This is a genomic window from Pasteurella testudinis DSM 23072, assembly GCF_900176075.1.
Lineage (GTDB): Bacteria > Pseudomonadota > Gammaproteobacteria > Enterobacterales > Pasteurellaceae > Chelonobacter > Chelonobacter testudinis.
This window is the reverse complement of the sequence record NZ_FWWV01000001.1, coordinates 112,024-124,785: the sequence shown is the minus strand read 5'-3', so window position 1 is coordinate 124,785 and position 12,762 is coordinate 112,024. Positions and strand designations below refer to the sequence as shown.

The 12,762-nt window shown below is 45.5% G+C and carries 12 protein-coding genes; 4 read left to right on the top strand and 8 right to left on the bottom strand.

Annotated elements, in window-relative coordinates; all coding sequences use genetic code 11:
* Positions 1–26: 26 nt before the first annotated feature.
* Positions 27–629 (bottom strand): HAD family hydrolase, encoded by a 603-nt coding sequence (locus tag B8880_RS00610; RefSeq protein WP_159460704.1) that lies wholly within the window; start codon positions 627–629, stop codon positions 27–29.
* A gap of 172 nt (positions 630–801) precedes the next feature.
* Here B8880_RS00610 and B8880_RS00605 point away from each other — a divergent pair, with 172 nt between their 5' ends.
* Together B8880_RS00605 and metK are read left to right on the top strand one after the other, a co-directional pair.
* On the top strand, positions 802–1,818 hold the full coding sequence (locus tag B8880_RS00605; RefSeq protein ID WP_084255286.1) for a PTS sugar transporter subunit IIC: 1,017 nt from the start codon (positions 802–804) through the stop codon (positions 1,816–1,818).
* A gap of 143 nt (positions 1,819–1,961) precedes the next feature.
* Positions 1,962–3,116, top strand: a complete 1,155-nt coding sequence (gene metK / locus B8880_RS00600) for a methionine adenosyltransferase (protein WP_084255284.1) — start codon at positions 1,962–1,964, stop codon at positions 3,114–3,116.
* A gap of 61 nt (positions 3,117–3,177) precedes the next feature.
* Here metK and B8880_RS00595 read toward each other — a convergent pair whose 3' ends face one another.
* The 7 genes from B8880_RS00595 to lsrA form a co-directional block, all read right to left on the bottom strand.
* Entirely contained in the window at positions 3,178–3,888 is a 711-nt protein-coding gene (locus B8880_RS00595) for a beta/alpha barrel domain-containing protein (RefSeq protein ID WP_084255282.1), read from the bottom strand.
* Complete coding sequence (lsrG, locus tag B8880_RS00590; protein ID WP_084255280.1) at positions 3,889–4,203, bottom strand: (4S)-4-hydroxy-5-phosphonooxypentane-2,3-dione isomerase; 315 nt, start codon at positions 4,201–4,203, stop codon at positions 3,889–3,891.
* Positions 4,204–4,285: 82 nt separating this feature from the next.
* Positions 4,286–5,164, bottom strand: a complete 879-nt coding sequence (lsrF, locus tag B8880_RS00585) for a 3-hydroxy-5-phosphonooxypentane-2,4-dione thiolase (RefSeq protein ID WP_084255278.1) — start codon at positions 5,162–5,164, stop codon at positions 4,286–4,288.
* A 29-nt stretch (positions 5,165–5,193) separates the two neighbouring features.
* On the bottom strand, positions 5,194–6,213 hold the full coding sequence (lsrB, locus tag B8880_RS00580; RefSeq protein WP_084255276.1) for an autoinducer 2 ABC transporter substrate-binding protein LsrB: 1,020 nt from the start codon (positions 6,211–6,213) through the stop codon (positions 5,194–5,196).
* Positions 6,214–6,265: 52 nt separating this feature from the next.
* A complete protein-coding gene (lsrD, locus tag B8880_RS00575) occupies positions 6,266–7,288 on the bottom strand; it encodes an autoinducer 2 ABC transporter permease LsrD (protein ID WP_084255274.1) in 1,023 nt (340 codons plus the stop codon).
* A gap of 10 nt (positions 7,289–7,298) precedes the next feature.
* On the bottom strand, positions 7,299–8,300 hold the full coding sequence (gene lsrC, locus B8880_RS00570) for an autoinducer 2 ABC transporter permease LsrC (protein ID WP_084255272.1): 1,002 nt from the start codon (positions 8,298–8,300) through the stop codon (positions 7,299–7,301).
* 51 nt (positions 8,301–8,351) lie between these two features.
* Positions 8,352–9,872: an autoinducer 2 ABC transporter ATP-binding protein LsrA gene (gene lsrA, locus B8880_RS00565; protein WP_084255270.1), complete on the bottom strand. Its 1,521-nt coding sequence runs from the start codon at positions 9,870–9,872 to the stop codon at positions 8,352–8,354.
* A gap of 250 nt (positions 9,873–10,122) precedes the next feature.
* Between lsrA and lsrR the strand changes: the two genes are divergently transcribed.
* Both lsrR and lsrK read left to right on the top strand, forming a co-directional pair.
* The gene (lsrR, locus tag B8880_RS00560) at positions 10,123–11,085 is read left to right on the top strand and encodes a transcriptional regulator LsrR (RefSeq protein ID WP_084255268.1); all 963 of its coding nucleotides are present in this window, start codon (positions 10,123–10,125) and stop codon (positions 11,083–11,085) included.
* Positions 11,086–11,132: 47 nt separating this feature from the next.
* Positions 11,133–12,710: an autoinducer-2 kinase gene (gene lsrK / locus B8880_RS00555; RefSeq protein WP_260337793.1), complete on the top strand. Its 1,578-nt coding sequence runs from the start codon at positions 11,133–11,135 to the stop codon at positions 12,708–12,710.
* The last annotated feature ends 52 nt before the right edge of the window (positions 12,711–12,762 follow it).

The window sequence follows — 12,762 nt, the reverse complement described above, 5'->3', positions numbered from 1 at the left end:
CTTTCCTTTGTCTATTGTTTTATATCTTATTTTTGAGCTAAAAATCGATACACTTGCTCAATGCCGGTCTGGTCGTTTTGATAACAAACGCCGCTAATACCGCACTTTTGCGCCGCTTCAATATTGGCTTGCGAATCGTCAATAAAAAAAGTGCGGTTCGGGTCGAGTCGATATTGTTCGACAGTCTGGTGAAAAATCCCCAAGTGCGGTTTCAATAATTGCACTTCCGCCGAAATCACAATGCCACGAAACAGATGCCAATAATCATAGCGTTTTTTAAGGTAGGCATAGGCGTGCAGCGGCATATTGCTGATACAGATCAAATCGACGTTTTGCTTGGCTAAATCATGCAATAAATCGACCGCTAACGGCAACGGCTCAAAAGACTCGCGCACGGTTTGCATAAAGCGTTCCATTTCACCCAACGGTTTATTTAACAGCAATGAAAACAGCTTCAGCGCATTATCATACTCGATTAATCCGGCGTCCAACGCCAACCAAGTTTGGCTGAAAAATACCGCCCGATATTGTTCCCGTTCGACAGGATCAGCCGTAAAACGCTGTAAAATCGTCTCCGGCTCCCATTTGATCAACACATTGCCCAAATCAAAAATCACGGTTTTTTGCATACGCCCTCCCATATTCTCTGCGTTTATCTTAGCAGATCGTACCGCACTTGAGTAATGCCGATTCACTGTGGCGTGTGATCTCGCTTATAAATTCTATTTTTCAAATTAAAAAGCACTTGACGATAAAAATGAAAACGATATGCTACATAAAAACTAACATCGGAACACAACTATGACCATTCGCAATTTTTTACAGCAACAAAATATCCAATTCAGCTTAAAACGTTACGCCATTGATGCCCTGAATTTTATGGCGCTCGGTTTGTTTTCCAGCCTGATTATCGGCTTGATCCTAAAAAATCTCGGCACTTGGGCGGATATTGCCTGGTTGGTTGAGGTCGGCACGCAAGCACAAAAAGCGATGGGAGCAGCAATTGGGGTTGGTGTAGCATACGCATTACAAGCGCCGCCGTTAGTGTTGCTCAGCAGTACCATCACTGGTCTTGCCGGAGCTGCCTTAGGCGGACCGGTCGGTTGCTTTTTCGCCGCAGCGGTTGGGGCGGAATTCGGTAAATTAGTCAGTAAAGTGACTGTGGTGGATATTATCGTTACCCCTGCGGTGACGCTGTGCACCGGGGTCGCCACGGCGCAACTACTTGGCGCACCGATCGCGACTTTAATGAATCAAATCGGCGGCTTGATTATGTGGTCGGTTGAGTTACAACCGCTGTTAATGGGCATGGTAGTCGCAGTCGTAATGGGAATCGTGCTGACGTTGCCGATTTCCAGCGCGGCGATCGCCATTTCGTTATCCCTAAGCGGTTTGGCAGCTGGTGCGGCAACGGTCGGCTGTTGCTGCCAAATGATCGGTTTTGCCACCATGAGTTTTAAAGAAAACCGTTGGGGCGGCTTACTCAGCCAAGGTTTAGGCACCAGCATGCTACAAATGCCGAATATTATCCGCAATCCAAAAATCTGGCTGCCGCCGATTATCAGCAGCGCGATTTTAGGCCCTGTCGCTACGCTCGCCTATCAAATGTCGAATATCCCCAGCGGCGCCGGCATGGGCACCAGCGGTCTGGTCGGGCAAATCGGCACCATCGACGCAATGGGCAATTCAGCTCAAGTTTGGCTGGCGATTTTAGGGCTACATTTTATCCTGCCTGCCGTCTTAACCCTGATGATTGCAGCGCTATTTCGACGCAAAGGTTGGATTAAAGCCGGTGATTTGGCACTCACGGCAACCTAAATAATACTTTTGGGTAAAAGTGCGGTTGTGAATGAAAAACCGTTTGGTATTTACGCGCAAAATCGGTATTATAGCCGTCCAGATGGTTACGCGTCCAAAGTTGCGTAACCCCAGATTACGCAATAGCAAACAAAAGAGAAAATATGGCTAACTATCTATTTACTTCCGAATCCGTTTCCGCAGGCCACCCGGACAAAATCGCCGATCAGATTTCCGATGCAGTGCTGGACGCAATTATCGAGCAAGATCCGAAGGCGCGCGTCGCTTGCGAAACCTATGTCAAAACCGGCATGGCGTTGGTCGGCGGCGAAATCACCACTTCCGCATGGGTTGATATCGAACACATCGCGCGCCAAGTGATTTGCGACATCGGTTATACCTCGTCCACCATGGGCTTCGACGGGCATTCTTGTGCGGTATTGAACGGGATTGGTAAACAATCTTCCGATATTAATCAAGGGGTTGACCGTGCAGATCCGCTGGCGCAAGGCGCTGGCGACCAAGGCATTATGTTCGGTTACGCCACCAATGAAACCGAAGTCTTTATGCCTGCACCGATTACTTACGCCCACCGTTTAATGGAACAGCAAGAAAAAGTGCGCAAAAACGGCACGCTGAACTGGCTGCGCCCCGACGCAAAAAGCCAAATCACTTTCCAATACGACAACCATAAAATCGTCGGTATAGATGCGGTGGTGCTGTCCACGCAGCACAGCGAAGAGGTGGATCAAAAGCAGATCTACGAAGGCGTGATGGAAGAGATCATCAAGCCGATTTTACCGAGCGAATGGCTATCCGCCGACACCAAATATTTTATCAACCCGACCGGACGTTTCGTGATCGGCGGACCGATGGGCGACTGCGGCCTGACCGGACGTAAAATCATCGTCGATACCTACGGCGGTGCAGCCCGTCACGGCGGCGGTGCATTCTCCGGCAAAGATCCGTCCAAAGTGGATCGTTCCGCCGCTTATGCCGCCCGTTATGTGGCAAAAAACATCGTTGCCGCCGGTCTTGCCGATCGTTGCGAAATCCAACTCTCCTACGCGATTGGCGTAGCCGAACCGACCTCGATCATGATCGAAACCTTCGGCACGGCGAAAGTCAGCGAAGCATTATTGGTCAAACTGGTGCGCGAATTCTTCGACCTGCGCCCATACGGTTTGATCAAAATGCTGGATCTGATCCAACCCATCTACCGCAAAACCGCCACCTACGGCCACTTCGGCCGCGATGAATTCCCATGGGAAAAAATCGACCGCGCCGAAGAACTGAGAAACGCGGCTGGGTTGAAATAATCTTTGACGGGAAAGTGAAAGTGCGGTTTAGAGTTGTGATCTGACCGCACTTTTTGTCCCTCTACTGCAATAACTGTGAATGCCATTTTTTCAAGGTATTATCCAAATTCCCGTCGGCAAATAACGCACTGCCGGAAACGACCCAATCTACGCCCAATGCCTGCACTTTCGTTGCCAAATCCAGGGTCATCGCACCGTCAACACTGATAATTTTATCCTGTCTTTTTGTTCCCAAAATATTGATTATGGATTTAATTCGCGTCAACAGTGAAAACTCATCGGCTTTTTCGCCGTTTCGGGGATCTAAGGTCAGCACTTGGATTACATCGACTTGATCCAAGTAAGGCTCTAGGTGTGACAGATCGGTGTCGGGGCATAAACTGATCCCGCCCAAAACAGGCGGCCGCTCTCCGACCGCACTTTGCGTATTTAACCACTCAAATGTCGCCGCCAAATCCCCGCCCGCTTCAAGCTGTAAGGTGACGATATTCGCACCGTTTTCTACGCACATTTTTGCCAGCTCACACTGATTTTCAACCATCAGATGCACATCTTTATAAAACGTATCGGGGAACTGTTTTATTGCACCGGCACCAACCGTGAACATGGGTGAAAATTGTCCGTCGGCAATATCAAAATGTAACAATTTAAGTTGATTGTTCTGCAAAATCGATAAATTCTGCTGTAACTCCAACCAGTTTGAAGAGAGAATCCCTACACTGATATACTGAGATTTAATCGCTTGAATAACTTGCCATTTCATTTTTTTCATCTAATTTTCTTCACCGCTAATGTCTTGAGGTAAAATCCAATTAAAGACTTTTTTACTTCTCGAGCCGGTCATTAACGGTTCGAGATCTTTGACACATTGATGATAGTGTGCCGTCTTACGATGCGCTTCTAAAGCGGCTTCACTTTTATACACTTCGTAAGCATAGAATCGCGTCTTAACCAGCGGATCTTGCAGCACGTCAAAGCGCAGATTACCGGGCTCTTTTCTTGTCCCGTAATGATTCGCGGCAAAAACCTCTAAAAAGGCTTGCTCTTTCCCTTCTTTGATATTGATTTCCACCAACATAGCAAACATAGTAAGCTCCTAAATATCGCAAGTTCTGAATCACGATATAATGGCAAGCGCCGTTCCGCTTGCCATTAATATTGATTGATCATTATTTATTTTTTTCATTGAGGTAAAGCTGATAGGCTTTTTCCGTGTTTTCGCCTCCGTGTACAATGGCATGTACCGCTTTTAGCATGGCAATCGGTGCGTCCGACTGGAAAATATTACGCCCCATATCAACCCCTGCCGCTCCCTGATCAATCGCTTGATAGCACATTTCCAAAGCTTCTTGTTCAGGGAGTTTTTTACCACCGGCAATGACGATCGGAACCGGACAACCGGCGGTTACCCGCTCAAACCCCTTATCAACATAATACGTTTTAATAATATGTGCGCCCATTTCCGCTGCGATTCGGGTTGCCAATGAGAAATAACGTTGATCCCTTACCATATCTTTGCCGACACCGGTAACCGCCATAGTCGGTATACCGTAACGAGTGCCGCTATCCACCAGTTGAATAATATTCTTAATCGATTGATGTTCATGTTCCGAACCAATATAAACCTGAGCCGCCATCGCCGATACATTCAGACGCACCGCATCTTCCACACCGACGGCAACCGCTTCATTGGATAATTCGCTCAAAATCGAATTGGCGCCCGATGCCCGCAGCACCACCGGTTTCCCGCTATCCGGCGGTACGATACTTCTTAAAATACCGCGAGTACACATTAACACATCGGTATATTCAAACAGCGGCGCAATATTTAAGTCAATACGTTCCAAACCTGTTGTCGGGCCTTGAAAATAGCCGTGATCAAACGCCAACATGATGGTTTTTCCCGTTTTGGGATTAAATATATTTGCCAAACGTGATTGCATTCCCCAATCCAAAGCGCCAAGCCCTTTCATGTAAAACGCTTTATTGCGCTGCGGGGTATCCAAACCAAAATCTTTGCCGTCTCTGATATCGTCTAAATCTGCCATTGTTTATCTCCTATCTCATTGCCAAACCGTTAGAAATTGTAGTTATCAATATTTTCTGCGGTAAATACCACCCGTTCCGGTAACACAACGATACCGTTATCTGCCGCTTCATAGTCATACCCCTGTACACTATTCGGTGAAACCTCAACCGTTCCCACGCCTGCGACCTCTAATTTATCACCGACTTTCAACGATTTTCCTTTTAGAACATCATTGGCGACCGCTACCGAGATTTTGCCTTGCTGTACCACGTCCCATAACCCGAACTGTTTGACCGTGCCGCGCTTCACATAAGGCCGCATAACATTCGGTGTACTAAAACCGACAATCGTCACCCCTTCGCGTTTAAGATTTTCGGCTGCCTGTGCTGCCGCCGGTAACGCATTGGCGTCAGGGGCGATAATCGCGTCTAAATCCGGGTAGGCTTTCAAAATGCCTTCTGCAGTTTGTAAGGACTTAATCGCGTCGTTATAGCCAAATTGGGTGGTAACAATCTCCCATTCCGGATGTTCCGCTGCAATTTTTTCTTTCGCCACTTTAACCCATTGATTTTGATCGGTGACGGTCGGGCTTGAATAGAAAAAGGCAACTTTTGCTTTCGGTTTGGTAATCTGGCTTGATGCCATTTCAACCAACATCGCGCCTAACTGGTTTGGCGTACCCTGGTTAATATAGTAACTACGGCATTCCGGATTGGTATCCGAATCCCATGTCAGCACCTTCACGCCGCGTTTCATCGCCCGTTGCAATGTGGAACAGAGTCCGTCCGGCGAAACTGCGGCAACGACAATCGCGTTATAACCTTGATTGACAAAGTTATTAATCAACTGTACTTGGTTGGAAACGCTGGGTTCCGTCGGCCCGTCATAAGTCACGTCAACCCCAAGTGTTTTGCCCATTTCAACTGCACCTTGTCCACCGCTGGTGAAATATCCTACGCCGACCAATTTAGGAATAAAAGCGATACGATCCGCAGCACTTGCGGTACTTATTGCAGATAATCCCAGTGCAACGGCAAGTGCGGTTGATTTAATCAGTAAATGTTTCATAATTGTGCTCCTCATTGAGTTTTATCAAACATACTGCATATCAGTATGCTCCTTATTGATGATGACTAACCACTTGCTTTCCACTTTTACGACGAATCCAATAATGTATTGAGCTATAATGCAAACTGATAGATTTGCCGATTAATACAATGATCAAGAGCGCCCCTGATAATGCACTGGAAATTTCATTGGGAATGCCAATCATCTGTAGCCCTTGTTGCAGATAACCTATTAATAAAGCGGCAATCGCCGTTCCAAGAATAGACCCCGAACCGCCATAAATATTTGCCCCTCCCAATACCACTGCGGTTAATACCGGCATTAATAACGAACTGCCCAAATCCGAACGGGCAGAGCCAAAATAGGAAACCAATAAAATAGCAACAAATGCGGCGACCAATCCTATAGCCGAATAAATCGTAAACAGTGTTTTATTTACGGGCGTAGCGCTATAACGTGCCGTTCTTTCACTTTGCCCGATAAGAAAAGTGCTTCTGCCAACAGTTGTTTTATGCATTAGCAGCCAAAAAATAACTGACATGATGAGAAAATAGAGAATCGGCGTCGGAATACCGAATAACGTCTGATTGGCGAATTCCAGCAAACTATCCGGAAAACCGCCGATACCTTCATAACCGGTTGCGCCGGCAAATCCGGATAGCAATAATGCACCGCCGCCGTAGAGATACATGGTGCCCAACGTAATAACCAATGGATTGACTTTGGTATAAATAATCAATCCGGCATTAAATAAACCACAGACTCCGCCTAATAAAAGCGTTAACGGAATAGCAAGAAACAGGGAAATATCCGCTTTAAATAACACGCCGAGAAAAATAGCACATAAGCCGACTGTCGAGCCAAACGATATATCAATACCGCCACTGACAATAATCATGGTTAACGGTAATGCCAACATACCAATATAAATAAAATCGCTGGTACTGTATAACAAAACATTAATATCTAGCATTCTAGGATTCAACATGCCAAACCCTAATATTTCTATAATTAACAGGCAAAAAAGTGCGCTTTCCCAAGCATAGTTCTTGATATAGCTTTTTAATTTCAACATATAATCCGTCCTATGGCTTATTATGTGGCAAATCGTCTTTTAGAAAACGTGCATAACGTTGTAATTTAATATTTTTTTCAATCATTATCCGAATACGCCCGTCAAATACCAAAACCGCCAACAAAACAACACCCGCAACAAAATTATTCCAATACGCCGGAACTTTTAATAAAACCAAAATAGTGTCTATTTCAATTAAAAAATAAGCGCCTAATATTGCACCGATAATATTCCCCGACCCGCCCAACAAACTGATGCCACCCAATACACATGCGGCAATGGCTTTCATCTCTAATCCGTTACCCGTCGAATTCGGCACAAATCCTATCTGCGAGGCAAATACGATTCCAGCTAACGCTGCCGTCATCCCGTTAATTGCAAATGCCGAGATTCTGATCACATTGACACTTACTCCAAGCTGTAACGCACCTTGCAAATTATCGCCAACGGCATAGAAATTCCTGCCTAACCGCACTTTACCCAAGAAAAGATAAGCGCTGATAATTAAGATGACCAACAACCAACCGATTGGTGAAATATTTAAAAATACCGGTTCGGATAATGATTTTAATGTTTGCGGCAATCCCTCAATCCATTTACCACCGGTCAGTAACAGCATAATGCCTTTATATAAACCTAACGTGCCCAATGTTGCCACAATGGCGGGAATTCGCAGGATTGTCACCAAAACCCCATTGAATAGTCCGGCTGAAAAGCCGCAGAATACCGTAATAATAAAAGCGGCACTCAACGGATAGCCTAAATTGAGCAAACTGCCCATAATGACTGCGCACAGTCCCATAATAGAACCGACAGACACATCAATATTTCTGGTTAAAATAACGAAAGTCGCCCCTATTGATAAAAGCATGACTATTTGAGCAGAGGTAAATATCATCGTAACCGTTTGAAAATTGAAACCGCTGTCACTCCACATTATTAATAGTAAAAACAGAAATACGATGGCTAATACAATTGTCAACTCACGGTTATTCTGTATGAACTTCCACATAATAAAATCCTTTGATTGATTAATACATCTATTAATAAATATCCTGATTAGTTAAAGTGCGGTTTCACCACTGAATGCCATCTGCATGATATTGTCCGAATTAATATTCTCACCGCTTAATGCCGAACCAATCTCTCCATCGTGCATAACGAAAACGCGATCGGACATATGTTCAATTTCCTCCAAATCCGAAGAAATAAATAAAATCGCCACATTTTGTTTTGCGATATTTTTAATCAGTTGATAAATATCCGCTCTGGCGCCGATATCAACACCTCGGGTAGGCTCATCAATAATTAATAATGCCGGATCTGCTTCCAAACATTTTGCGATAAGAATTTTCTGCTGATTTCCGCCGGATAATGTTCTAACCGCTTGCGAAGGGCGATTAAATTTGATTCCGATTGCCCGATGATAACGCTCTAAAATCGCCTCTTCTTTCGCTTGATTTAGCCAAAATCCCATTTTGGTATACGTCAAACCGCAAGTATTCCAAGACAGCGGCGCATCTAAATAGAGTCCCGAAGCCTGCCGGTCTTCGGGCAAATAAATAATCCCCTGCTCCAACCGCTCTTTGATACTGGTTTGATTAATTTTGTGGTTATTAAAAATAATCTCTCCCCTCTTCTCGCGACGCAAACCATATAGCGTTTCCGCCAATTCCGTTCTGCCTGCACCGACGACACCCGCCAAACCTAAAATTTCCCCGGGATAAATATCAAAGGTAATATTTTTAAATCCTTCGCCGGTCAAATTGTTAACTTGCAAAATCGGACGTTCCGTTGTTTTAATCCGATTATGTCCCGGCAGCTCTAACCAAAGTTTTTGCGCTTCACTTAAATTCGCCGATTTTGATCTGGGTGTAATCGCCGTAATCACCGCTTCACGCTTAATTTCAGCCGTTGCACCGCTTAATGCAATATAACCGTCACGCATCACACTGATAAAATCGGAAATGCGCCAAACTTCCGGCAATTTATGCGAAATAAAGACAATTCCCACGCCTTTTGCCAATAAAGAGTGTATTTTCTTAAACAGACTTTCTGTTTCCACCGGCGTTAAAGACGCGGTCGGCTCGTCTAAAATCAAGATGGAAGCATCACGCATTAAACCACGCATGATTTCAACCAACTGCTGATCCGCCACTTCCAACAACCCGGCCTGCATCTCTAATTTCAGATGCGAATTCAGTTCTTGTAGTAATGAATCCAGCTTCTCATCATGCTGACGACTGGTTTTCAAGCCGAATAAAATGTTCTCTTTCACACTTAAATTAGGAAACAAAAGCGGTTCTTGCGGCACCAAATAAACCCCTAATTGATGGGCTTTACCAGGCGATAATGCATTCTGCACATGACCGTTAATCTCAATTTCGCCGCTGTCTTGCGGTTGGATACCGGCAATAATTTTCATCAACGTTGATTTCCCCGCGCCGTTTCCGCCTAATAGTGCGTGAACCTGACCGGAATACAGTTCAAAATCAATCTCTTTTAACACCTCAACTCCGGAGAACGCTTTACTGACACCCCGTGCTCGCAGCAGTAGCCTACTTTTTGCCGATCGGTTTTCCATAATCCCTCGCTCAACAAAGTGAACAAATATATTTTTATTTATCATTTGTTCAACAAGCTATCAGATAAAAATTTAAATAACAGTGATCAACATCACAAAAAAGAGATTAAATTGGTGTAAAATAAGCCAAAACCCACATTTAAAACTTATCTGTGATCTTAATCACGGTTATGTAACAAAAACAAAATGAACAATTGATAAAAACAAAATCATATGAATAATAAGTTAAACAAGAATAAGGAACCTTGAGATGAGCCGAGTAAAAGAAACGGAATCTATTCCGCATAGCATGAATGAAGAGGAAATGTTGGCCAGAGTTGCGTGGTTTTACTATCACGACAACTTAACCCAAAGCGAAATCGGCAAGCGACTCGACATTCCCAGACTGAAAGTCTCGCGCTTACTCGAAAAAGGGCGGCAACTCGGCGTGATAAAAGTGCAAATCAACTCGCGTTTTACCGGCTGTTTGGAATTGGAAGAGGCGTTGCAGCAATATTTCCACTTAAAGCATATCCGGGTTTTACCGGCACTGGAGCAACATGAGATTAACACCCGATTAGGCATAGGCGCATCACAGATGCTGATGTCGTTAATGAAACCGAATCAATTGCTGGCAATCGGTTTCGGCGAAACCATTATGCAGACCATCAAATACTGCAATGAGTTTATCACCAGCAACCAATTGAAATTAATTACGCTTTCGGGCGGTGTCGGTCCTTACATGAAGGGAATCGGAGAGTTGGACGGCTCTTGCAGCATCAGCATCATTCCCGCACCACTGAGGGCCTCTTCGATCGAAGCGGCAAAATTGTTTAAACGGGAAGCTTGCGTCAGGGATATTATGCTTGCTGCCGGTGCTGCCGACGTTGCCATTGTCGGAATCGGCTCTACCCAACAAAAAGGACAGGCAACTCTGATCCGTTCAGGCTATATCAACGAAGAAGGGCAACAAGAATTACGCGCCAGAGGAGCAATCGGCGATATTCTCGGCTATTTCATGCAACAGGACGGTACGATTCAAGCGGATATTCCGTTGCATGATGAGCTTATCAGCGTTCCGTTGGAAAAATTAGTCAAAATACCGACCGTTATCGGTGTTGCCGGCGGCACAAATAAAGTTGATGCCATTTTAAGCGCATTAAAAGGAAAACATATCAATTCACTGGTTACGGAAGAGGTGACGGCAAAGATGATTCTGGCACAACTTGTGTAGTGGCGTTAAAAACTATGCATTTATTTCATTCACTTGGAGGAAATTAAATGGAAAATAAATCAAAGCGTTATCTCATGGCGTTAGATGCGGGAACGGGAAGTGTAAGAGCGGTTATTTTCGATTTGGACGGTCATCAAATCGGCTCGGCGCAAAAAGAATGGACGCATTTGGCCGATCCGCATATTCCGGGCTCAATGAATTTTGATTTAGATACCAATTGGAATCTCGCCAGTGAATGTATTAAGCAAGCCATTCAAAACGCCAAAATCGACGCTGTCCAAATTATGTCCATTTCGACCTGTTCGATGCGTGAAGGTATCGTGCTGTACGACAAACGGCAACGTCCGATTTGGGCATGCGGCAATGTCGATGCCAGAGCGGTCGAGGAAGTCAAAAAATTAAAAATGCTGAATGACCGCACTTTTGAAAAAGCCGTTTATGACATTTCCGGACAAACCTTAGCCCTGAGCGCCATTCCCCGTTTATTGTGGTTGTCAGAACACGAACCGACGCTCTATGCGCAAGTTCATGCCATCAGTATGATTAGCGACTGGCTGGCTTTTATGTTGAGCGGCGAACTTGCGGTAGAGCCGTCGAATGCCGGCACCACAGGCATACTGAATCTGCAAACCAGAAACTGGCAACCTGATTTGTTGGAAGCCGTCGGCTTGAAATCGGATATTTTAACGCCGGTCAAAGAAACCGGTACCTTATTAGGCAAAGTGCGGTCAGAAGTGGCGGCGGCAACCGGACTGAGCCCTGAAACCCGCGTTGTTGTCGGCGGTGGCGACGTACAACTCGGTTGTGTCGGGTTGGGGATCACCGAGGCCTCTCAAGCGGCGATTATCGGCGGTACTTTTTGGCAACAAGTCGTGAATTTACCCGTGGCAAAAACCGATCCGGAGATGAATATTCGGGTTAATCCGCATGTGATCCCGCCACTCGTCCAAGCCGAATCGATCAGCTTTTTCACCGGCTTAACCATGCGCTGGTTCAGAGACGCCTTTTGCGAAGCCGAAAAACACCTTGCCGAACAACTCGGGATTGATACTTATACCTTATTAGAACAGATGGCGGCTAGAGTACCCGTCGGTTCCAACGATATTGTGCCGGTATTCTCCGATGCCATGCACTTTAAATCGTGGTATCACGCTTCGCCGTCATTTATTAATCTTTCATTGGATTCCGCCAAATGCAACAAAGCGGCACTGTTCCGCGCCTTAGAAGAAAATGCCGCGATTGTTTCTTCCTGCAATTTAGATCAAGTAGAGAAATTTTCCGGTGTGAAACTGACTTCCGTCGTGTTTGCCGGCGGCGGCTCCAAAGGGCATCTGTGGAGCCAAATTTTGGCTGATGTCACCGGACTGACCGTGAATATTCCGGTGGTGAAAGAAGCCACCGCACTGGGTTGCGCCATTGCTGCCGGTGTCGGCGTGGGGATCTATCCTTCGCTTTCCGCCGCCGGAAAAAAATTGGTTAAATTTGAGCGGCAACATCAGCCTGACGCACAAAACCACGCCGTCTATCAAGCCCATAAAAAGAAATGGATAGAAATTTATCATCAACAACTACTGTTAGTCGATTCCGAGCTCACCACATCACTGTGGAAAGCGCCGGGATTATAATGCTCGGCCCATGACTGACGGGCTGATCTTTCTCCCCTATTTATAACCTAAC

What these genes read in the sequence shown, in the direction of transcription:
- B8880_RS00610 (WP_159460704.1), bottom strand. Translation starts at nt 629, where the DNA reads ATGCAAAAAACCGTGATTTTTGATTTGGGCAATGTGTTGATCAAATGG.
- B8880_RS00605 (WP_084255286.1), top strand. Translation starts at nt 802, where the DNA reads ATGACCATTCGCAATTTTTTACAGCAACAAAATATCCAATTCAGCTTA.
- metK (WP_084255284.1), top strand. Translation starts at nt 1,962, where the DNA reads ATGGCTAACTATCTATTTACTTCCGAATCCGTTTCCGCAGGCCACCCG.
- B8880_RS00595 (WP_084255282.1), bottom strand. Translation starts at nt 3,888, where the DNA reads ATGAAAAAAATGAAATGGCAAGTTATTCAAGCGATTAAATCTCAGTAT.
- lsrG (WP_084255280.1), bottom strand. Translation starts at nt 4,203, where the DNA reads ATGTTTGCTATGTTGGTGGAAATCAATATCAAAGAAGGGAAAGAGCAA.
- lsrF (WP_084255278.1), bottom strand. Translation starts at nt 5,164, where the DNA reads ATGGCAGATTTAGACGATATCAGAGACGGCAAAGATTTTGGTTTGGAT.
- lsrB (WP_084255276.1), bottom strand. Translation starts at nt 6,213, where the DNA reads ATGAAACATTTACTGATTAAATCAACCGCACTTGCCGTTGCACTGGGA.
- lsrD (WP_084255274.1), bottom strand. Translation starts at nt 7,288, where the DNA reads ATGTTGAAATTAAAAAGCTATATCAAGAACTATGCTTGGGAAAGCGCA.
- lsrC (WP_084255272.1), bottom strand. Translation starts at nt 8,300, where the DNA reads ATGTGGAAGTTCATACAGAATAACCGTGAGTTGACAATTGTATTAGCC.
- lsrA (WP_084255270.1), bottom strand. Translation starts at nt 9,872, where the DNA reads ATGGAAAACCGATCGGCAAAAAGTAGGCTACTGCTGCGAGCACGGGGT.
- lsrR (WP_084255268.1), top strand. Translation starts at nt 10,123, where the DNA reads ATGAGCCGAGTAAAAGAAACGGAATCTATTCCGCATAGCATGAATGAA.
- lsrK (WP_260337793.1), top strand. Translation starts at nt 11,133, where the DNA reads ATGGAAAATAAATCAAAGCGTTATCTCATGGCGTTAGATGCGGGAACG.